The 20,450-nt window shown below is 29.5% G+C and carries 21 protein-coding genes and 1 tRNA gene; 13 read left to right on the top strand and 9 right to left on the bottom strand.

Annotated features, from left to right (window positions below):
- Nucleotides 1-81 precede the first annotated feature (81 nt).
- Nucleotides 82-333: a hypothetical protein gene (locus H6553_14045; protein ID MCB9034954.1), complete on the top strand. Its 252-nt coding sequence runs from the start codon at nucleotides 82-84 to the stop codon at nucleotides 331-333.
- A gap of 152 nt (nucleotides 334-485) precedes the next feature.
- Here the strand turns inward: H6553_14045 and H6553_14040 are convergent.
- Nucleotides 486-559 (bottom strand) — tRNA-Asp (locus H6553_14040).
- 94 nt (nucleotides 560-653) lie between these two features.
- Between H6553_14040 and H6553_14035 the strand changes: the two genes are divergently transcribed.
- From H6553_14035 to H6553_14010, 6 genes are all read left to right on the top strand, one after another.
- Nucleotides 654-1,169 (top strand): hypothetical protein, encoded by a 516-nt coding sequence (locus H6553_14035; protein MCB9034953.1) that lies wholly within the window; start codon nucleotides 654-656, stop codon nucleotides 1,167-1,169.
- Nucleotides 1,170-1,171: 2 nt separating this feature from the next.
- Entirely contained in the window at nucleotides 1,172-2,074 is a 903-nt protein-coding gene (locus tag H6553_14030; protein ID MCB9034952.1) for a 4-hydroxy-tetrahydrodipicolinate synthase, read from the top strand.
- Nucleotides 2,075-2,362: 288 nt separating this feature from the next.
- Complete coding sequence (locus H6553_14025; protein ID MCB9034951.1) at nucleotides 2,363-3,397, top strand: SPASM domain-containing protein; 1,035 nt, start codon at nucleotides 2,363-2,365, stop codon at nucleotides 3,395-3,397.
- Nucleotides 3,387-4,298, top strand: coding sequence for a tRNA (adenosine(37)-N6)-dimethylallyltransferase MiaA (gene miaA, locus H6553_14020; GenBank protein ID MCB9034950.1), 912 nt, complete (start codon nucleotides 3,387-3,389; stop codon nucleotides 4,296-4,298). Before H6553_14025 ends, miaA begins: the two co-directional genes overlap by 11 nt.
- A 107-nt stretch (nucleotides 4,299-4,405) precedes the next feature.
- A complete protein-coding gene (locus H6553_14015) occupies nucleotides 4,406-5,614 on the top strand; it encodes an NADP-dependent malic enzyme (GenBank protein ID MCB9034949.1) in 1,209 nt (402 codons plus the stop codon).
- A gap of 233 nt (nucleotides 5,615-5,847) precedes the next feature.
- The gene (locus H6553_14010) at nucleotides 5,848-6,855 is read left to right on the top strand and encodes a galactose mutarotase (GenBank protein MCB9034948.1); all 1,008 of its coding nucleotides are present in this window, start codon (nucleotides 5,848-5,850) and stop codon (nucleotides 6,853-6,855) included.
- Nucleotides 6,856-6,863: 8 nt separating this feature from the next.
- Here H6553_14010 and H6553_14005 read toward each other — a convergent pair whose 3' ends face one another.
- From H6553_14005 to H6553_13975, 7 genes are all read right to left on the bottom strand, one after another.
- Nucleotides 6,864-7,460 carry a hypothetical protein gene (locus H6553_14005; GenBank protein ID MCB9034947.1) on the bottom strand — a complete coding sequence of 199 codons (597 nt, stop codon included), beginning with the start codon at nucleotides 7,458-7,460 and terminating at the stop codon, nucleotides 6,864-6,866.
- 62 nt (nucleotides 7,461-7,522) lie between these two features.
- Nucleotides 7,523-8,119 carry a GTP cyclohydrolase I FolE gene (folE, locus tag H6553_14000; GenBank protein ID MCB9034946.1) on the bottom strand — a complete coding sequence of 199 codons (597 nt, stop codon included), beginning with the start codon at nucleotides 8,117-8,119 and terminating at the stop codon, nucleotides 7,523-7,525.
- A 35-nt stretch (nucleotides 8,120-8,154) separates the two neighbouring features.
- A complete protein-coding gene (locus tag H6553_13995; protein ID MCB9034945.1) occupies nucleotides 8,155-8,502 on the bottom strand; it encodes a single-stranded DNA-binding protein in 348 nt (115 codons plus the stop codon).
- Between the two features lie 243 nt (nucleotides 8,503-8,745).
- Entirely contained in the window at nucleotides 8,746-9,129 is a 384-nt protein-coding gene (locus tag H6553_13990) for a type II toxin-antitoxin system VapC family toxin (protein ID MCB9034944.1), read from the bottom strand.
- On the bottom strand, nucleotides 9,114-9,329 hold the full coding sequence (locus H6553_13985) for a hypothetical protein (protein ID MCB9034943.1): 216 nt from the start codon (nucleotides 9,327-9,329) through the stop codon (nucleotides 9,114-9,116). Before H6553_13985 ends, H6553_13990 begins: the two co-directional genes overlap by 16 nt.
- 49 nt (nucleotides 9,330-9,378) lie before the next feature.
- Nucleotides 9,379-9,885: a chalcone isomerase family protein gene (locus H6553_13980; protein MCB9034942.1), complete on the bottom strand. Its 507-nt coding sequence runs from the start codon at nucleotides 9,883-9,885 to the stop codon at nucleotides 9,379-9,381.
- The gene (locus tag H6553_13975) at nucleotides 9,882-10,457 is read right to left on the bottom strand and encodes a thymidine kinase (GenBank protein ID MCB9034941.1); all 576 of its coding nucleotides are present in this window, start codon (nucleotides 10,455-10,457) and stop codon (nucleotides 9,882-9,884) included. Before H6553_13975 ends, H6553_13980 begins: the two co-directional genes overlap by 4 nt.
- 53 nt (nucleotides 10,458-10,510) lie before the next feature.
- On the opposite strand from H6553_13975, the gene H6553_13970 reads away from it, so the two are divergent.
- On the top strand, nucleotides 10,511-12,271 hold the full coding sequence (locus tag H6553_13970; protein MCB9034940.1) for a hypothetical protein: 1,761 nt from the start codon (nucleotides 10,511-10,513) through the stop codon (nucleotides 12,269-12,271).
- A gap of 67 nt (nucleotides 12,272-12,338) precedes the next feature.
- Here H6553_13970 and H6553_13965 read toward each other — a convergent pair whose 3' ends face one another.
- Nucleotides 12,339-13,523, bottom strand: a complete 1,185-nt coding sequence (locus tag H6553_13965; GenBank protein ID MCB9034939.1) for a hypothetical protein — start codon at nucleotides 13,521-13,523, stop codon at nucleotides 12,339-12,341.
- 274 nt (nucleotides 13,524-13,797) lie between these two features.
- Between H6553_13965 and H6553_13960 the strand changes: the two genes are divergently transcribed.
- From H6553_13960 to rfbC, 5 genes are read left to right on the top strand one after another with little or no spacing between them, the layout of a single operon-like run.
- Complete coding sequence (locus tag H6553_13960) at nucleotides 13,798-15,102, top strand: nucleotide sugar dehydrogenase (GenBank protein ID MCB9034938.1); 1,305 nt, start codon at nucleotides 13,798-13,800, stop codon at nucleotides 15,100-15,102.
- Nucleotides 15,102-16,163, top strand: coding sequence for a dTDP-glucose 4,6-dehydratase (rfbB, locus tag H6553_13955; protein ID MCB9034937.1), 1,062 nt, complete (start codon nucleotides 15,102-15,104; stop codon nucleotides 16,161-16,163). Before H6553_13960 ends, rfbB begins: the two co-directional genes overlap by 1 nt.
- A complete protein-coding gene (locus H6553_13950) occupies nucleotides 16,144-18,813 on the top strand; it encodes an SLBB domain-containing protein (GenBank protein MCB9034936.1) in 2,670 nt (889 codons plus the stop codon). Before rfbB ends, H6553_13950 begins: the two co-directional genes overlap by 20 nt.
- Complete coding sequence (locus H6553_13945; GenBank protein ID MCB9034935.1) at nucleotides 18,800-19,888, top strand: hypothetical protein; 1,089 nt, start codon at nucleotides 18,800-18,802, stop codon at nucleotides 19,886-19,888. Before H6553_13950 ends, H6553_13945 begins: the two co-directional genes overlap by 14 nt.
- A complete protein-coding gene (gene rfbC / locus H6553_13940) occupies nucleotides 19,885-20,445 on the top strand; it encodes a dTDP-4-dehydrorhamnose 3,5-epimerase (protein MCB9034934.1) in 561 nt (186 codons plus the stop codon). Before H6553_13945 ends, rfbC begins: the two co-directional genes overlap by 4 nt.
- Nucleotides 20,446-20,450 lie beyond the last annotated feature (5 nt).

Genomic DNA, 20,450 nt, shown 5'->3' with positions numbered 1-20,450 from the left:
GTACTTCAATGTGAGTAACCATGTGTGTAACTCATGGGATAAAAAAGCATCTAATGTGTAATTTGGGTTTACATTTACAGTATGAGAATCGTAGGACAAATAGATCATCCATTTATAAAAATTACTTTACTACAAATCAACGATAAGTTTTTAATTAAACTAGAACACGGTTTAATGGAACAAACTTATAAAATTCGTATATGCGATGAAATTCCAAATACCGATGTTGTAACACAACTAGTAGACGAAACATTTTTAGGTCAATGCATTGCACAATTTAGTACTATGAATAAAGCATTGTACGAAAGCATGCAAAGACACAATATTGTTTAGTTAGATTTGCAAGGTTTATCTTATCAAAATTACTAGAAAGAAAAATACTGCTGTATAGCGTAGTTTATTCTTAAAAAGTTTCACTCAGAGTTTTACTTTTTGTATAAAATAAAAACAACTCACTGAAAATCAATGAGCTGTTTTGTGTTTTGCGGTCTGGACGAGACTCGAACTCGCGACCTCCTGCGTGACAGGCAGGCATTCTAACCAACTGAACTACCAGACCGTTTTGCATTTATTCAAATGCGAGTGCAAATATAATATTTTTTCTATTCAAAACAATAGTACTATCATTTTTTTTATAACTTTGTATAAATTTTATGGATTTTATAGAAAATATCAAATCTTTCATCATTACGCAGCTTATCCGCAACAAAAAAAGAGATAATAAGCTACGGTTTACAGATATTGAAAGAGCCAATTCTATAGGCATCATTTTTAAAGCAGACAATCCAAATAACAACGAGGTTATCGTAAATTTCGCCAATCAATTAAAACACAACAATAAAGACATTCAGCTCTTGGCTTACATTAATAAGAGAGACGAACATATAAACTATCCATTTCCTTTTATCTCTAATAAAGAGCTAACTTGGTATGGAAAACCTGGAGGTGGCACAGTTGGTTATTTTATTAGAAATCCCTTTGATATTCTAATCAACTTTACTACAAATAAGTGTTCGCCGTTAAACTATATCGTAGCATCATCAGCTGCCAAATTTAGAGTTGGCTTTAACCAATCAGAAGCACTAGATTATTACGACTTTATGTTGGTGGGAAGAGAAAATGATAATGCAACAAACTTAATTGATAATTTAAATAAATATTTACATTAAATATGAGCAATATAAATTTAAGAGGAGTAGGAGTAGCTTTGGTAACACCGTTTCATAATGACAAAGTAAATTATGACGAGTTTGAAAAAGTGTGTGATTATGTAATTAATAATGGAGTGGATTACTTGGTAGTTTTAGGTACTACTGGCGAAGTTGCAACAATGACCGATGAAGAAAGACACGGATTAATTAGAGCAACTGTAAATGTAAATAATGGTAGAGTTCCTGTTGTTGCTGGATTTGGTGGAAACTATACTCAAAAAATTGCAGCAGAGTTAAACAGTTTCGATTTAAGTGGTGTGGATGGAATTTTATCAGTTTCACCATACTATAATAAACCAACACAAGATGGTTTGTATCAGCATTATAAAACAATTGCACAAAGTACTGACTTACCTATTATTTTATACAATGTTCCAGGAAGAACTTCTTCTAATATAAAAGCACAAACTACACTTAAGTTAGCAGAAGAATTTAAAAATATAGTAGCAATAAAAGAAGCGACTAGCGATTGGACGCAAATTATTGAATTGGCACATCACAAACCAGATAATTTTTACTTGCTTTCTGGTAACGACGACTTAATTGTAGCACAAGTAGCTTTAGGTTATGATGGTGTGATTTCTGTAATGGCAAATGGAACACCAAAAATATTTTCTGATATGGTGCACCAAGCATTAGACGGAAATTTTGAAGCTGCTAGAAATTTATTATTCGAAATAGACGATTTAATTGCAATGATGTTTGAGCAAGGCAATCCAGCTGGCGTAAAAAATTTATTGCATCATCTAAATATTTGCTCCGAAGAAGTTCGTTTACCATTAATGCCAATTAATGAAGACTTAAGCATTAGCATTGCTAAAAAAATAGAATACCTAAAAGGTAAATTTGAGCATAAATTATAGTAATAGTTATTTGTCATTAGGTCAATAAAATTATTAGTTTTCGCCATATTGAGCGATAGCGAAATATCTCACCATTAAGTTTTGTCGTCCATGCTGAGCGAAGCATCTCATCTCTAAAAAAGTCGTAATTACGACTTTTGTGAAGTATGAACAAAATGATTAATCTATAAACTAGCAATCTCATTCTGAATTTATTTCAGAATCTTTTTAACTCAAATCAATCTTTATTCTATTAGCAAGAAACAACCAATAACCAATAGACCAATATTTCTTGTAACTTTATGACGCATGTCTAAACAACAACAAAACGCAGTTCGTTTACTACAAAAACTAACATGGTATAAAATATACAATATGTTGTTGGTGTATGTGTCATTCTATTTAACTAAAATACTAAAGCACCCAATTCAGTTTGGCAAACCATTTTCGGTTTCAATAGAACCAACTACTTCATGCAACCTACGATGTCCAGAATGTCCTAGCGGTTTGCGTTCATTTACAAGACCAATAGGTATGTTGCAAGAAGGCTTCTATAAAAAAACAATAGACGAATTAAAAAATCATTTATTATATCTTACATTTTATTTTCAAGGCGAGCCATATCTTAATCCAAAGTTTTTAGAAATGGTACAATATGCCAATCAGCAAAAAATTTATACTTCAACTTCTACCAATGCACATTATTTAAACGATGAAAATGCTAAGAAAACAATACAAAGTGGTTTAGATAGATTAATTATTTCTATTGATGGAACTACTCAAGAAACCTATAAGCAGTATAGAATTGGTGGTCAGTTGTCTAAAGTTTTAGAAGGTACTAAAAATATCATTCGTTGGAAAAAAGCATTAAACAGTGCTACGCCTTTGGTTATTTTTCAGTTTCTGGTAGTGAAACACAACGAACATCAAATAGAAGATTTAAAGCTAATAGCAAAAGAGTATGGAGTAGATGAAGTACTTTTTAAAACAGCTCAGGTCTACGATTTTGAAAATGGCAACGACTTAATTCCTACAATAGATAAATATTCTAGATATAAAAAATTAGATAATGGAAAATATGTCATTAAAAATTTACTAGAAAACTCATGTTGGAAGTTGTGGCATAGTTGTGTAATTACTTGGGACGGAAAAGTAGTGCCTTGCTGTTTTGATAAAGATGCACAACATCAATTAGGAGATTTAAATACGCAGTCGTTTAATGAGATTTGGAAAAATGAAGCGTATAAAAATTTTAGAGTTCAGTTAACCAAAGGTAGAAAAGAAATAGATATTTGTAAAAACTGTTCAGAAGGTTGTGATGTAAACTTTAAATATGAATTCTAATAATAAATATTTAATAGTTATAGCTGGACCAACTGCTGTTGGAAAAACTGCTTTGGCTATTTACTTGGCACAGCACTTTAATACAAGTATTATTTCAGCAGATTCTAGACAAATTTATAAAGAACTTAATATTGGTGTAGCACGACCAAGTACCGATGAATTAAATGCTGCTACACATTTTTGTATTGCACATAAAAGTATACATGAAAAATATACTGCTGGCAATTTTGAACGAGAAGTAAATCAAATTTTAGAAGAACAATTTAATCAAAAAAATATAGTTATTTTATGTGGAGGAACTGGTTTGTACATTAATTCAGTGTTGTATGGTTTTGACGATATTCCTACAGTAGATGAAAACATAAGAAATGATTTACATCAATCATTTACAAAAAACGGAATTGAATTTCTTCAAAATAAATTACAAAAATTAGATATTGATTCGTACAATACAATTGATATTCAAAATCATCAAAGAGTTATAAGAGCTTTAGAAGTTTGTATTGGAACAGGAAAACCTTTTTCAAGTTTTAAGCAAAAAAAAGAAAAGTCATTAAACTTTATACCAATAAAAATTTTGTTAGAAGAAGATAGAACTATTCTATACAACAATATCAACCTACGAGTCGATAAAATGCTAGAACAAGGATTAAAAGCAGAAGTAGAAAAAGTATATCCATTTAAACATTTGTCAGCATTAAAAACTGTTGGTTACCAAGAGTGGTTTGATTTTTTTGATGGAAAAATAGACGAAACAACTGCAATAGAAAAAATAAAACAACACACCAGAAACTTTGCCAAACGACAAATTACTTGGTTTAAAAAAGACACTTCATTTAAAACATTCGCTCCAAGTCAAAAAGAAAAAATTATAGAGTATATTAATGAACATTTAAGTTAATATAGTTTTCAAATCAATTAAATATTCTATTTCTTAATAATCAATTAAGCTAGTAAAAATGAACAAGCTGTAATAATTATACTAAATTAGCTGTTTCACAATTTTATATGAAAGATTATTCTAGAGATTCGTTGGCATTACACGAAAAATTGCAAGGCAAAATCAGCATTAATTTAAAAACGCCATTAGAAAGTAGGTTGGACTTAACGCTGTGCTATTCGCCTGGTGTTGCTGAACCTGTGAAGCAAATTGCGAATGATGAAGAGAAAGTCTGGGATTTAACCATTAAAAATAATACCGTAGCCATTGTTAGCGATGGCTCTGCAATTTTAGGTTTAGGAAATTTAGGTGCAGAAGCAGCCATTCCTGTAATGGAAGGAAAAGCGATGTTGTTTAAAAAGTTTGCAGATATTAATGCTTTTCCAATTTGTTTGGCAACTCAAGAAACCGAAGATATTATCATCACGATAAAAAATATTGCACCAGTTTTTGGTGGCATCAACTTAGAAGATATTTCTTCACCTAGATGTTTTGAAATTGAAGAACGCTTACAAACTTTAGGTATTCCTGTTTTTCACGATGACCAACATGGAACGGCAATTGTTGCTTTGGCTGCATTAATTAATGCTTGTAAATTACTAGATAAAAAATTTGGCAAACTAAAAGTGGTGATTAATGGTGCTGGTGCTGCTGGTTTGGCAATTTCTAAATTGTTGACCTCAGAAGATTTGAAAAGCTTTGGCTTCAAACCTATTGAACAGATTGTAATGTGCGATACGAAAGGCATAATTCATAGCAGCCGTTCTGATTTAAATGACTTTAAGAGAGAGATTTTAAAATATACGAATAAAGACAATAGTAAAGGTACACTTAAAGATGCCATTGTTAATGCAGATGTATTTATTGGTGTAAGTCAAGGAAATGTTTTATCTAAAGACGATGTTAAAACAATGAATACAGCACCAATTATTTTGGCATTAGCAAATCCAAATCCAGAAATTTCACCAGATGATGCTTACGAAGGTGGTGCAGGTGTGGTAGGCACTGGAAGAAGCGATTTACCAAATCAAGTGAATAATGTTTTGGCTTTCCCTGGAATTTTTAAAGGTGCTTTGGCTTGTAGAGCTCGACAAATTACTACGAAAATGAAAATTGCTGCGGCTATTGCTATTGCTGATTGTGTTACTGACTTAAAGCGAGATGAAATTATTCCGAATGCATTAAATATGGAAGTAGCACCTAATGTAGCAGAAGCAGTAAAATCTACTTATTTGAATGACTTAAAAAAACATGCAGCTCCAAAACATGCATTATAATGCAAAGCAAAATTGCCTTAAATGCTTCTTGTCCTGAATTTATTTCAGGATCTAGTTCGTTTTGCCTGTTTACCAACAGGTAAATATCAAGACAAAATGAACGAAAGAATTTATATTTATATAAAAACATATTTATTAAAAAATATATCAAATTATTTTTTTAATGCTTGAGAATTAGAAGAGGAGAAACAAGGTTGTAAGACTAATGAATTTTACTTTATTTTGTATCTAATATGGATAATGAAATTCAGTTATTTCAATTAAGTAATCAACATATTTCTATTTATTTAACTAACTATGGAGCTACACTAGTAAGTTTTTTAGTTAAAGATAAATCCAATCAACTAACAGATATTGTTCTTGGTTATGGTACTATTAATGAATATATAAAAGATGACTATTATATTGGTGCTACAATTGGTCAGTTTGCTAATAGAATTGAATATGGACAATTTGAGTTAAACCATCAACAATTTAAGCTGAGTTGTAATAATGAATTGCACCATTTACATGGTGGAAGTTTTGCTTGGAGTAAACAAATCTGGACAGCAATTCAACACAATGAACAATCTATTTCTTTTTTATTAAATACTAGTAAAATAGACAATGAATATCAATCAACTGTTAAAGTAAAAATTACTTATACTATTATTGATAATGAATTGATGATTGATTACCATGCTACAACAGATAAAACAACAATTATTAATTTAACCAATCATTCGTACTTTAATTTAAGTGGAACAAATGAAAACATAGGCAAACAAGAGCTACAAATATTTGCTGATGCATTTTTTCCATTGCTAGAAAATGGTACTCCAAATCAAACATCATTATCAATAAAAAATACTGTTTTTGATTTTAGCAATGCTAAACCAATAAGTACTGCATTAAATAGTACAGATAGTCAAATTGCACAAGCTAAAGGCATCGACCATTTCTTTATAAAAAATGGAGCTATTAATCAACTAGATGCTGTAGCAATACTTTTCAATAAAACTAATGGTTTGAAGTTGACAGTTGCAACAACAAAACAAGGTGTGCAAATTTATACTGGTAATTTTTTAAATCTAATAAAAGGAAAAGATAATCAGCTATATAATCAGCACTCAGCCATTTGCTTTGAATGTCAAGCAGTACCAAATGCAATTAATCACACTCAATACAAAGACTTAGTACTATTACAACCTAATACAGTTTATCATCATCAAGATAAGTTTGTAGTAGCAGTAAATACTTAATAAACTATTTAGAAATTTTTACTGGCTAATTCATACCAAGCTGTTACGCCATCATAGTAAACCACACCTATATCAGGTTTAAAATAAATGGTGTCAGGTCCAAATAAACTTGTACTACTTTGAAAAGTATATTTATAACAATTGGTATAGGTATTCTCAAGAGATAAAGTTGTTACTGTAGCATTCTTAGAAAATAATTCATATGAATATACTGTGCCATTTAAAGTTCGAGTCCATGTATCACCGACTTGTGCATCTAATGAAATCCACCAATGACTATATTGATTATAGTTGCCATCTAATGAAGTATATAAATCTTTACCACAAGCATGATAATAAATTGTACTAGAACTTCCTGGCTTATATGTTAAAGTTGATTGGTAAGTTCCAACAGAAGGCATTGATTCATTTTTTACTATCATACTATCAGCACCACTTGTCCAATCAGAATAAATATATCTTAATTCATGACCAACACCTAAGTATGGAAAGTTAACACTGCCATCTGTGCAATCACTATTGTTTGCATCATTAATGCTATCTTTCTTACAAGAAACTACTAATAATAAAGACAAACTAATTAGTAAAAAAAAGTATTTTTTCATTGTATAATTTTAGAATGTTTAAGGTATAAAAATACATATTATTATCTGAAATACAACTTTTTTTACGACAAATCTTTGCTAATTAGTTTCATAAACTCACTTCTGGTTGCATTTTTTTCAAATTCGCCAGTAAATGCAGATGTAGTAGTAATAGAATTTTGTTTTTGTACACCACGCATCATCATACACATATGTTTGGCTTCTATTACCACAGCAACGCCAAGTGGTTGCAATGCTTCATTAATACAATCTCTAATTTGAGTAGTGAGTCGTTCTTGCACTTGTAATCGTCTAGCATAAGCATCAACTACTCTAGCAATTTTGCTTAAACCAGTAATTTTACCATTAGGTATATAAGCCACATGTGCCTTTCCGAAAAAAGGCAACATGTGGTGTTCGCATAATGAATACAATTCAATATCTTTTACAATTACCATTTCGCTGTGGTCTTCATTAAAAATAGCAGAAAGAACAATGTCGATTGGATTTATATTATAACCACTGGTTATAAATTGCATGGCTTTTGATACTCTTTCTGGAGTTTTTAATAATCCTTCTCTTTTAACATCTTCACCTAGTAAGTTAAGTATTTCTTGGTAATGACCTTCCATTGCTTTGGTAGCTGTTGCATCGTTTACATTAGTAGTATTTAAATCCATAGTTTAAAAATAGCTTAAATACTTCTAACAAAAAACTATGCCGATTGTTTTTTTGTATCCATTAGCAAAACTTCATTGGCAACAATTTCTGTAACATACTTTTTGTTACCATCTTTATCGTCATAATTTCGATAAGTGAGCTTACCAGTCACTATTACTTCTTTACCTTTTGCTAATTTATCTTCGCAAATAGTTGCTAATTTGTTCCAAACAACCACATTGTGCCATTGTGTGTCGGTTTGTTTGTTGCCATCAGCATCGTAATAATAATCTGAAGTAGCTACACTAAAGTTGGCTACTTTCTTGTCGTTTCCAAATGTTCTTACAATTGGGTCTTTTCCTAACTTTCCAATTAACTGTACTTGATTTTTCATTGCGTTCATAACTAATCATTTAATCGTTCTAAAATATTATTTGCTATTAAGACGCAATTGGAATAAAAATTCCATAAAAATTTTCAAAAAAAATGAAAAAATATTTTTGGATCTAAGAAAGTATAATAAAATAAGGTGCTTTTATTGAGTAAGCGTGATTAAATAAGTAGTTAATAATTTAAATCAATCAAAAACCTTTTAGTAGTAATTGTTTTATTTTTTTGTCTTTTGGTGGATTGCCTAAATAGATATTTATATTTTATTTGGATTTAAAATTTTCAGATTGTCAATATTTTCAAAATCAGCATCAGCAGTTATAAGTGTAAAGTTATTTACAATAGCAGTTGCTGCAATAATTGCATCTGGTGTTTTTATTTTTCTACTTCTTCTAATTCGGACACATTCCGCTACAATATTAGGCGTAATAAATAGTATATTAGAATCATTAATAAACTCTTTAAGTATTGATTCTTTATTTTTATCTTTATTTGTCCAAGAAAGAGCTTCGATTTGAGTAATTACAGAAATATTGGGAATTTTATCAATAACATTAGCCATAAATTGCATGGCACTATCATTCAACAATTCAGAAAAAAAATAAGAGATGGCATTATTATCAATTAAGTATTGCTCCATTCTTTTCTAGAATTTTGAGTGTGTTCATTAAAACTTAAAGCATCTTCTTTAGTAAAAACACCTTTGTATTTTTTAGATATATTTAATTTATTAGTATTGTTATTATGTTTTATTACTTTGATTAAATTCAAATCTTCCATATCCTGTAAAAGTTTTACAGCTTTTTTATTGGTTAACTCTATAATTAATGTGTCGTTCATAATAGTTAATTAAAAGTACAAAATTATTTTAATTTATATCTGAAAAACTTCAAAAACCTTTTAGTAGTAATTGTTTTATTTTTTTGTCTTTTGGTGGATTGCCTAAATAGATATTAAAAATGGTATCGGCTATTAGTTGACAGTCGTTTAAAGTTAAAAATAGCTCGTTGTTTTTATACAATTGCAATTCATTTTTATTGCTATAAATATCTATACTGTCTTTGTATTTTACTGCCGATTGTATAACTGCTTCTTGTATGGCTTCTACTGTAGATTTATATTCGTAGTACAATTTACCTAGTCCGTTTTTCATACCATCGCTTAAATTATCGCTTACTGCTTTTGGCGTTGCTAATGGTGTGATAAGTTGCATACGCAAAACTTTAGCATCAGTTGAAGTTAATATTTCATGTTCATTTGTAGTGCTTTTTTGTAAATACAAACTAATAATATAAGTATCTATAAAAAATTTAGTTCTAATAGCAGCACCATTTAAAAACAAATTCGTGTTGTTGATGTTGATTTGTTGTGCTACTTCAAAATTTGATAACTTCATTTTTTCATTCCTTTTACAAAGCAAGTTCTGCATCTTGGTTCGTAGCTTTCTTTTTCGCCAAGCAAAACAGTTTTATCGTTATCAATTAATCTAAAAGAATAATTTGCCAAAGCACCACACTGCATACAAATTGCATGTACTTTGGTTACATATTCTGCATCTGCCATTAATCGTGGCATTGGTCCAAATGGTTTACCTAAAAAGTCTTTGTCTAAACCAGCAATAATTACACGAATACCTTTGTTGGCTAATTGTTCACAAACGCTTGGTAGTTCTTCATCAAAAAACTGTGCTTCATCAATACCAACTACATCAACATCGTTACTTAATAGCAAAATATTTTGTGAGCTGGCTACTGGCGTAGATAAAATTGAATTGCTATCGTGCGATACGACTGCTTCTTCATCATAGCGCGTATCGACCATTGGTTTAAATATTTCTACACGCAAATTGGCAATTTTGGCTCGTTTTAATCTGCGAATTAGCTCTTCTGTTTTGCCAGAAAACATAGAGCCACAAATCACTTCTATCCAACCATTTTTGGAGTAATTAACATTTTGTTCTAAAAACATTTTTTACATTCAATTATTTTGATATAATATTGGCTACAAATTAAACATTAGCAATGGAAATAAGAAATACTTTATTGAAATTGGAGAATTACTTAGCAGTAGTTACGAATTTAAACAAAACAATTTTGTCAGAAGGCACTATGTCGCCAGAAGAATTGCAACTCATGAAGAAGCATTTGTACATTTGTATTGACAAGATTGAAGAAGTAGAAAGCAAATTAGGTTTAACAATAGACGATGTTTTTGATAAACAGAAAGCATCAGCAGTACAACTAGAAGAAGAAACAATAGTACAAGAAACTGTTATTCCGCAAGAAATTACGATACAAATTCCTAATGATTTAAAGTTGCAGCAAGAAAAGCTACCATCAATTGCTATAGAACATGAGCCAATTTGGGATTTATTTGCTACGAAAATTGAAGAAAAAGAATTGGTCTTAGCAGATGTATATCAAAGCAATCATCAGTTTGAAAATAATATAGAAGAAAAAAATATAGTAAATAATAATGTATATAATGACGATGATGATTTTCTTGTTGAACAAAACTCTAATACGCTAGTAGCAGATGATGAACACAAAGAAGAGTTATTTTTCAATAATGATTTAAAAGATAAAGTAGAATCGACTATTACTGAAGTAGAAAATAAAGTGGAATCTGTTGTAGAAAACACACATCAAACTAACAATTTACTAGTAGCAGAAGACGAAGAAAAAGCAGCGTTATTTTTCAATAATGATTTAAAAGACAAAGTAGAATCGACTATTACTGAAGTAGAAAATAAAGTGGAATCTGTTATAGAAAACACACATCAGACTAACAATTTACTAGTAGCAGAAGACGAAGAAAAAGAAGCGTTATTTTTCAATAATGATTTAAAAGATAAAATAGAATCTACTATTACTGAAGTAGAAAATAAAGTGGAATCTGTTGTAGAAAACACGCATCAGACTAACAATTTACTAGTAGCAGAAGATGAAGAAAAAGAAGCGTTATTTTTCAATAATGATTTAAAAGATAAAGCAGAATCGACCATTACTGAAGTAGAAAATAAAGTGGAATCTGTAGTAGAAAACACACATCAAACTAACAATTTACTAGTAGCAGAAGACGAAGAAAAAGAAGCGTTATTTTTCAGTAATGATTTAAAAGATAAAGTAGAATCTACTATTACTGAAGTAGAAAATAAAGTGGAATCTGTTGTAGAAAACACACATCAAACTAACAATTTACTAGTAGCAGAAGACGAAGAAAAAGCAGCGTTATTTTTCAATAATGATTTAAAAGATAAAATAGAATCTACTATTAATGAAGTAGAAAATAAAGTGGAATCTGTTGTAGAAAACACACATCAAACTAACAATTTACTAGTAGCAGAAGACGAAGAAAAAGCAGCGTTATTTTTCAATAATGATTTAAAAGAAAAAGCAGAATCGACCATTACTGAAGTAGAAAATAAAGTGGAATCTGCTGTAGAAGACACACATCAAACAAAAAGTGATTTTAATTTAGAATTCATTACTGACGAAGACGATAATATGCATATTGCCGTTCCTGAGTTTGACATCAATAGAAAGTCGTTCAGTGAAAATATTTCCCTCAACGAAAAATTTATTTTTGTAAGAGAATTGTTTAATAGTCAGTTTACCGCTTATGAAAAAGAGTTGAAAAAGCTAGACGAAATGAATTCTTACCAAGAAGCAGCACAGTATTGTAATACTACACTATCGGATACTTACAATTGGAAAGCAGCACAAAAGCAAGACAATGTCAATAAGTTTATGAATTTGCTAGAACAGCAATTTCAGTACTAATTTGAATAGTAAGGTGCTTTTAATAAATTCATTCTGAGTAAAGTAGAATGTAGTAAAGTTGCTTAAACTAAATTTGAACCAAAGAAACAATAGTATTCCAAATTCGTTGACTGGTATTCAAATGTTGCTCTAAAAATTTATTTTTATTTGCCATTTCAAGTGTTTTTACTTGAGATTTTTTATCATTTGATATTGTATCAATCAACTGACACCAATCATCTTCATTGCTAATTAAAAAAATAATTTGCTCTTTTGCTAAATTTTCTTCCATAGCAAATTTTGAAATATTATTGCCACAACACACAACAGTATCATAAATCAATGCTTCAAAAATATTGTGTAACTTATTGTTAAAACCACCACCAATAAAACTAATAGTTGCATATCGATATAGGTATTTTAAGACGCCTTTCTTATCTATATATAGTAAATTTTTCCATATTCTATCACTTTCAGAATATCTAAAAAACTTATCTTCAAAAAGTACATTACAAGTTCGATAAAAGTCTTCTGTTGGTTCATGCGGACAAACAATTATTTTAATATTTTCTTTATTGTTTAAACTACAATACCAATGTGCCACAATTCTAACTTCTTCTAAATAACAACTTGCTAAAAGAATAACCAAATTATTGCTACAAAAAGTTTCAAGTTGCTTATCTTCAAAATTATCAATTTTATGTGCAATAGCTTGTTCAATTTTGGTATCTCCAAATTGGTTGACATTAAATATTTTAGTAAAATAAGTATAACTATAATATAAATATTTCTGATAAATAAAACTTCTTTTTTTATCTTCTTGATTAATTAAAAATGTAGGAGTTTGTTTTGCTTTCAATGCAACTAATGTATTCAACCAAATTTCATATCGAATAAAAAAAACAGCTTGTGCTTTAATTTTTTCTACCATTAGTTGAGCATTGTGTTTTGTGTCTAAAGGAAAATAAAAACTAAAATCTACTAAATTGTGTTTGGTAAACAAATCAAAACCTGACTTAGAAAAAAAACTAACTACAATGTGACTGTCTTTTTTTTCTTGCTTTATTATTTTAATTAATGGTAATGCTTGTTCAAATTCTCCAGCAGAACTTACTACAAACCAAAACGAATTTGCTTTTGGTGTATAGTTTACCATTGCTTCTTTAAATAATAGCTGTTGTTGTCTAAAGCTACTAAATTGTTTAAAAATATTTAGTTGCAATAAACTATTTATTATAAAAATTAAAATATTATATACGAGCCAAATTGTCATTTTTTATTGATTATCCAAAATTAAATATACCTAACATTCGGACGAAATGAATTCTAAATAATATTAATAAAATTTGTACCATTAGCCATCTTTTTTTTACACAAGAAGCACAAAGTGCTTCAATATTAATAACCATGTGTGCAACTCTTGGTATAAAAACCTGCTTTTACATTGCAACCTTTCTTAATGTTTTACAAACTTCAGTAGTAACAACAATTTGTAAATATAATCCCAAAATAAACATTTATCTTTGGCAAAATTAAATTTTAGCAATATGAATGTCCAAGCAGACATTAATTCTTATATCAACAAAGAAAAAAAAATAGCAGTTATTGGTTTAGGTTATGTTGGTTTACCAATTGCACTTGAATTTGCTAAAAAATTTAGTGTTATTGGGTTTGATATTAATGCAGAAAGAGTTGCGCTTATGCAAAACAAAATTGATCCAAGTAAAGAATTATCATCAAAAGATTTTGACAATACCGATATTCAGTTTACTGCGAATATAGACGATTTAAAAGCAGCTAATTTTTTTATTGTAGCAGTACCAACACCAGTAGATGATCATAAAGTGCCAGACTTAAAACCTGTTATCAGTGCTTCTACTACAGTTGGTAAAGTAATTAAAAAAGGCGATTGTGTAGTTTTTGAATCTACAGTTTATCCAGGTTGTACCGAAGAAGATTGTATTCCTATTATAGAAGAGTTGTCTGGTTTAAAAGCAATATCAGATTTTACCTATGGCTATTCTCCAGAAAGAATAAATCCAGGCGATAAACAACATACGCTTACAAAAATTACAAAAATAGTTTCTGGTTGTAATAACGAATCACTCGAACTCATTGCTGCAATTTATGGCTCAATTATTGATGCTGGTGTATATAAAGCTACTTCGGTTAAAGTTGCCGAAGCTGCTAAAGTTATAGAAAATACACAACGCGATTTAAACATTGCTTTGATGAATGAACTGTCGCAAATTTTTAATAAAATGGACATCAATACTTATGATGTGCTGGAAGCTGCTGGAACAAAATGGAATTTCTTAAAATTTTTTCCTGGTTTAGTTGGTGGACATTGTATTGGTGTTGATCCATACTATTTAACCTATAAATCGAATCAATTAGGGTACGAGCCAAAAATTATTTTAAGTGGAAGAAGCATCAACGATGGTATGTCTGCTTATGTTGCTAAAAAAATGGTGCAGTATTGGTTAAGTATTGGTAAAAATCCTGCAGATTGCAAAGCTTTAATATTGGGTGCTACTTTTAAAGAAAATGTAAGCGATATTAGAAACTCAAAAATCTTCGATTTATATAAAGAATTGCAAGATTATAATGTATCGGTTACCATTACAGATCCATTAGCATCTAAAGAAGAAGTTCAACATGAATACAATGTTGTATTATATAAAGAAGCCAACGATAAATACGATGCAATTATAATAAGTGTGGCTCATAACAACTATTTAGCTTTAAATGAAGAATATTTTATTAATTTAGCTAATGAAAATTGTATTATAGCCGATTTGAAGAATATCTACAAAGGAAAAATTAATCATTTAAAATACTGGACATTATAATGGACAAAACTATTTTGGTTACAGGCGGTGCTGGTTTTATTGGCTCACATGTGGTTAGATTATTGGTAAATAAATATCCAAACTATCATATAGTTAATGCAGATAAACTAACTTATGCTGGCAATTTAGAAAACCTAAAAGATATAGAAGATGCTAGTAATTATACATTTGTAAAGGTAGATATTGTTGATGCCAATGCAGTTAATCAATTATTCCAACAGTACAATTTTGATGGTGTAATACATTTAGCAGCAGAATCTCATGTCGATAGATCTATAACTAATCCATTAGCATTTATTCAAACCAATGTTATAGGAACTTTTAATTTGTTAGAAGCAGCTAAAAATTCGTGGAAAGATAGTTTTCAAGATAAATTATTTTATCACATCTCTACCGATGAAGTTTATGGATCACTTGGAGAAACTGGTTTATTTTTAGAAACTACACCTTATGATCCTCGTTCGCCTTATTCTTCTTCAAAAGCAAGTTCCGATCATTTTGTAAGAGCTTTTCAAAATACCTATAATCTGCCAACAATAATTTCTAACTGCTCTAATAATTATGGAAGCTATCAGTTTCCAGAAAAATTAATTCCTTTGTTTATCAATAATATCCAAAACAACAAAGCATTACCAGTTTATGGCGATGGAAAATATACACGAGATTGGCTTTGGGTAGAAGACCATGCTACTGCAATTGATACAATTTACCATAACGGAAAAATTGGTGAGACTTACAATATAGGTGGATTTAACGAGTGGCAGAACATCGATTTAATTCATTTGCTTTGCGATATTTTAGATAGAAAACTAGGAAGAGCAGAAGGTACTTCAAAACAATTGATTACTTATATTAAAGACCGACCAGGTCACGACAAAAGATATGCCATTGATGCTTCTAAATTAAATAAAGAATTAGGTTGGAAACCATCATTACAATTTGAAGAAGGATTAGAAAAAACCGTAGATTGGTATTTAGCCAATACTGCATGGTTAGAAAATGTTACTTCTGGCGAATATTTAAATTACTACAACAATCAATATGAAACAACACAAGTTTAATATATTACTTCCACTATTTTTTTTGTTGATGCTTGGTTTTCAAAATACAAGTACAGCACAAATAGTTCCTTTTATTCCACCAACACAACCACAACCAACTATACAAGAAATTATTAAAAAAATTGAAGATACCTTAAGCGTAAAACAAGGTAGTTTAAAATTAGAAGATACTAAATTAGCAGAGGAAAAAGCCAAACAAGTAATTGGCAATAATAAACCACTTGGAACAACTGGAAATCAATCTGAAACTTTATTACAAGAGGCAGTTAAAGCAACAGAAACTGTTGAAAAACTAACAGAAACAGCTACGCTAGAACTTAGAGAAGGTCTCGACTCTGTAGATATTTTTGGATTTGATTATTTTAGAAGAAAGGATATAAAACTTTTTAATAATGCAGTAGATATAAAACCACCAATGAATTATATTTTGGGCGTTGGTGACCAAATTGTAGTGTCTATTTGGGGTTATGCAGATTATAATCGATTATTTTATATAGATAAAGATGGCTACATACAACAAGAAAATATTGGTAGAGTTTACTTAAAAGGATTAACATTAGAACAGGCAAAAGAATTACTTAGAACAAGATTTTCCAATGCCTATATGATTAATAAATCGAATTTTGATGTTTCTTTAAACTATTCAAGAGTAGTAACTATACATGTAGTTGGTGATGTAGAAAATCCAGGTTCTTATACTTTCCCAGCTATTAATACAGCTTTCAATATCTTAGCTTATGTAGGAGGTCCAACCCGTTCAGGTACACTTAGAGATATTCAAATTAAAAGAGATGGAAAAGTTATTCAAAAATTCGACTTATATAAGTTTTTATTCGAACCAGAAAAACAAGGGGATGTTTTCTTAAATAATAATGATTACATCTATGTCCCTCACCAAAAAAATATAGTAAAAATTACTGGTTTTGTACACAAACAAGGTAAATATGAAATGTTACCAACAGAAAATTTTGATGATTTATTAAAATATTGTGGTGGTTTTAAGCCAAATGCCTATAAATCAGTTGTACAAATAAAAAGATACTTAGAAGATAAAACGGTACTACTTGACTTCAATTTAGATAGTCTAAAAGCTAAAGGAGAAAAACTTTTGCTGTTTAATGGAGATGAAATTACAGTGAGAGACATTCCAGAACCAATTAAAAACTTTGTAGAAATTACAGGTTCAGTCATGTTACCAGGTAGATATGAACTGAAAGAAGGAAATAAAGTTAGAGATATCATTGATAAAGCACAAGGATTTAAAGATGATATTTATATGGATGAAGCATATGTTATTCGCACTAATATAGATGATGGTAGAAAAACAATCTATAGAATTAATCTCTATAATGTAATGAACGATGCTAATTCTGTAGATAACTTAGAACTACAAATTAGAGATGTAATTGAAACTTATTCCAAAACTTACTTTATAGATACTTTTAGTATTTCCATTTCTGGAGAAGTGAGAAATCCAAGACGATTTGCATTAGAAAAAGAAATGACACTTAGAGACGCAATTATGATGAGTGGTGGTTTAACTGATTTTGCTTTCTTAGATAAAATTATAATTTATAGAGTAAATGAAGATTTAGCAGATCAAGTTATTTCTTTTAAAATAGATACTACTAATAATTATGCTGCTCTAGATGAATTTAAACTTCAAAAAAGAGATAAAATTATTATACAAAGAGATTTATCAAAGCTTGACAAATATACGATAGAAGTAAATGGCATGGTTAGGAAACCAAGCACTTTACAATACATGGAGAACATGACACTTGCAGATGCTATTATACTTGCAGATGGTTTTAAAATGGAAGCAGCTTCTAATAGAATAGAAATTGCTAGAATTGCCAATTTTGATAAAGCAATAGCACAATCTGTTCCTACACAAATGACTATTTTAAGTTATAGTATTAGCAAAAATATAGGTAAAGATCCAATTGCTAATACCGTTAAATTACAACCATTCGACCAAATTTTTGTGAGAAACACACCAGAGTTTGAATATCAAACTAAAGTAAATATAAGTGGAGAAGTATTATATCCAGGGCAATATGTGCTTACCTCTAAAGATGAAAAATTAAGCTCAGTTATTGAAAGAGCTGGTGGCTTAACGCGTTTTGCTTATCCATTAGGTGCTAAACTGCATAGAAAAGAAAATGGTGTTGGTTTTGTAATTATGGATTTAGAAAAAGTTATGCGTAGAGAAAATTCTAAGTATAACTACATTTTAAAACCAGGCGATTCTATCATTATTCCTACAGTACAAGATTTAGTAGCCATCAAAGGTGCATTTAATTATCCAACAGAAAAAAAACCAGAAATATTATATGTACCATATACACAAGGTAAAGGTGCTAAGTTTTATATTAAAAACTATGGTGCTGGTTATGCTAAAAATGGAAAAAGAATTCGTGCTTATGTAGAATATCCAAACGGAAAAATACAAAAAGCAAGAAAAGCTAAAATTGATAAAGGTGCTACCATCGTCATTCCTCAAAAAGAAAAGAAGAAAGAAAAGAAAGAAAAGAAAGAAAGAGATGGCACTAAATTCTATACCGCAATGAATGCTACTATTGGAACCGTAAGTTCTGTACTAACACTCTATTTATTATACTTAACCATTAGGAATGGAGGAAGATAAAATAAATCAAAATAATAATGTTGATCAAATACAAGAAGATAAAAATGAACTGGCTTCTATAGAGGTTGCTTTGTTGTATGTAAATAAAGTATTTAAAATAATTAAAAAAAATATATTATTATTAATTCTAATATTTATCTTATTTGCACTATATGGTTATAAAAAATCTAAGGAAGAAAAAGAAACAACCTATACTGCGACTATGTCTTTTATTCTATCCGAAGAAACACCTCAAATAAGCTACAATAATATGTTTATTAATCAACAACAAGATGTAAGCTTTAATAATCCTAATAAACTAATGACTTATGCTTTTACAGAAAAAGTAGGTGCTCAAATGTTATTCAAGAAATATACTCTTAATGGAAAAGAAGATTATTTAGCCAATCATTTTTTAAAAATAAACTCTGGGTATAAAGAAAGCTATTTTAAAAATTTTACAGATATTAAAGAGTTATCATCTCAAGAATATGGTACATTTAAGAGAATCTTAGCTGGAATAAAAAAAATTTCAATTATTAATGCAGATCAAGCTCAAATATATTATATTATAATAAATTCAACAAACGAACAATTAGCTGTTTTGCTTTGTCACGCTATGTATGATAATATTATTGATTACTATATAGAAAGAACTACCAATAAAGCAAAAATAAATGTAGACTATTTAAATGACAGACTAAATAAAATCAGCAATCAGTTAGAACAAGCAGAGTTTAACTTAGCAGAGTATAAAGACAAAGCAAATAATTTAGTTACTTATAAAGCAGAGTTAGAAGAAATTAGACAAGAACGAAATAAGCAGTTGTTAGAAAAAGACTTTTTAACTACTACACAACAATTAGAACTAGCAAAAGCAAAGTATGAATCAATTAAACCTTTATTCCAAATTGTTGATGAACCAAGATTGCCATTGCCTAGCGATACACCAAAGCCATACACTACAATTTTAATATATGCCGCAATTGGTTTTATTTTAAATTTCTTAATAATTATAACCCTTTTTATTAAAAAAGAGTATGGCTCAGATATTGCTAGTACATTCAAAAAAGTAAAACAATACAAAGAAGCATGATCCTAACCAAAACGACCATTCCAGATGTATTTATAATTGAACCAACTGTATTTGAAGACGACAGAGGTTTCTTCTACGAAAGCTATAACCAAGAAAAACTAAAAGCACACAATATCAATTATCACTTTGTGCAAGACAATCACTCTAAATCAACTTATGGTGTTTTGCGTGGTCTGCATTTCCAACTCGAACCATATGCACAAACAAAGCTAGTAAGAGTAACACAAGGTGCTGTTTTAGATGTTGCTGTCGATTTAAGAAAAAACTCACCAACATACTTACAACACATTGCTGTTGAACTATCTGCCGAAAACAAAAAACAATTACTCATTCCAAGAGGTTTTGCTCATGGTTTTGTAGTGCTTACACCAACTTGCGAGTTCTTATATAAGTGCGATAATTTCTACAACAAAGCAGCTGATGGCGGAATTTTATATAATGATCCAACTTTAAATATCGATTGGAAAATTCCTAAAGAAGATATTATCTTATCAGAAAAAGATAAAGCACATAAAACTGTTGAAGAAACAGAAGTTAATTTTTATTATAATAAATAATTATA

This window comes from Chitinophagales bacterium (assembly GCA_020636535.1).
In the GTDB taxonomy this organism is placed as follows: Bacteria; Bacteroidota; Bacteroidia; order Chitinophagales; family JADIYW01; genus JADJSS01.
Note: the sequence above shows the minus strand (reverse complement) of the source record. Positions and strands in the feature narration are given on the sequence as shown.

Excerpts from the sequence above, each read along its gene's own strand:
- H6553_14045 (MCB9034954.1), top strand. The coding sequence starts at position 82 with ATGAGAATCGTAGGACAAATAGATCATCCATTTATAAAAATTACTTTA.
- H6553_14035 (MCB9034953.1), top strand. The coding sequence starts at position 654 with ATGGATTTTATAGAAAATATCAAATCTTTCATCATTACGCAGCTTATC.
- H6553_14030 (MCB9034952.1), top strand. The coding sequence starts at position 1,172 with ATGAGCAATATAAATTTAAGAGGAGTAGGAGTAGCTTTGGTAACACCG.
- H6553_14025 (MCB9034951.1), top strand. The coding sequence starts at position 2,363 with ATGTCTAAACAACAACAAAACGCAGTTCGTTTACTACAAAAACTAACA.
- miaA (MCB9034950.1), top strand. The coding sequence starts at position 3,387 with ATGAATTCTAATAATAAATATTTAATAGTTATAGCTGGACCAACTGCT.
- H6553_14015 (MCB9034949.1), top strand. The coding sequence starts at position 4,406 with ATGAAAGATTATTCTAGAGATTCGTTGGCATTACACGAAAAATTGCAA.
- H6553_14010 (MCB9034948.1), top strand. The coding sequence starts at position 5,848 with ATGGATAATGAAATTCAGTTATTTCAATTAAGTAATCAACATATTTCT.
- H6553_14005 (MCB9034947.1), bottom strand. The coding sequence starts at position 7,460 with ATGAAAAAATACTTTTTTTTACTAATTAGTTTGTCTTTATTATTAGTA.
- folE (MCB9034946.1), bottom strand. The coding sequence starts at position 8,119 with ATGGATTTAAATACTACTAATGTAAACGATGCAACAGCTACCAAAGCA.
- H6553_13995 (MCB9034945.1), bottom strand. The coding sequence starts at position 8,502 with ATGAACGCAATGAAAAATCAAGTACAGTTAATTGGAAAGTTAGGAAAA.
- H6553_13990 (MCB9034944.1), bottom strand. The coding sequence starts at position 9,129 with ATGGAGCAATACTTAATTGATAATAATGCCATCTCTTATTTTTTTTCT.
- H6553_13985 (MCB9034943.1), bottom strand. The coding sequence starts at position 9,329 with ATGAACGACACATTAATTATAGAGTTAACCAATAAAAAAGCTGTAAAA.
- H6553_13980 (MCB9034942.1), bottom strand. The coding sequence starts at position 9,885 with ATGAAGTTATCAAATTTTGAAGTAGCACAACAAATCAACATCAACAAC.
- H6553_13975 (MCB9034941.1), bottom strand. The coding sequence starts at position 10,457 with ATGTTTTTAGAACAAAATGTTAATTACTCCAAAAATGGTTGGATAGAA.
- H6553_13970 (MCB9034940.1), top strand. The coding sequence starts at position 10,511 with ATGGAAATAAGAAATACTTTATTGAAATTGGAGAATTACTTAGCAGTA.
- H6553_13965 (MCB9034939.1), bottom strand. The coding sequence starts at position 13,523 with ATGACAATTTGGCTCGTATATAATATTTTAATTTTTATAATAAATAGT.
- H6553_13960 (MCB9034938.1), top strand. The coding sequence starts at position 13,798 with ATGAATGTCCAAGCAGACATTAATTCTTATATCAACAAAGAAAAAAAA.
- rfbB (MCB9034937.1), top strand. The coding sequence starts at position 15,102 with ATGGACAAAACTATTTTGGTTACAGGCGGTGCTGGTTTTATTGGCTCA.
- H6553_13950 (MCB9034936.1), top strand. The coding sequence starts at position 16,144 with ATGAAACAACACAAGTTTAATATATTACTTCCACTATTTTTTTTGTTG.
- H6553_13945 (MCB9034935.1), top strand. The coding sequence starts at position 18,800 with ATGGAGGAAGATAAAATAAATCAAAATAATAATGTTGATCAAATACAA.
- rfbC (MCB9034934.1), top strand. The coding sequence starts at position 19,885 with ATGATCCTAACCAAAACGACCATTCCAGATGTATTTATAATTGAACCA.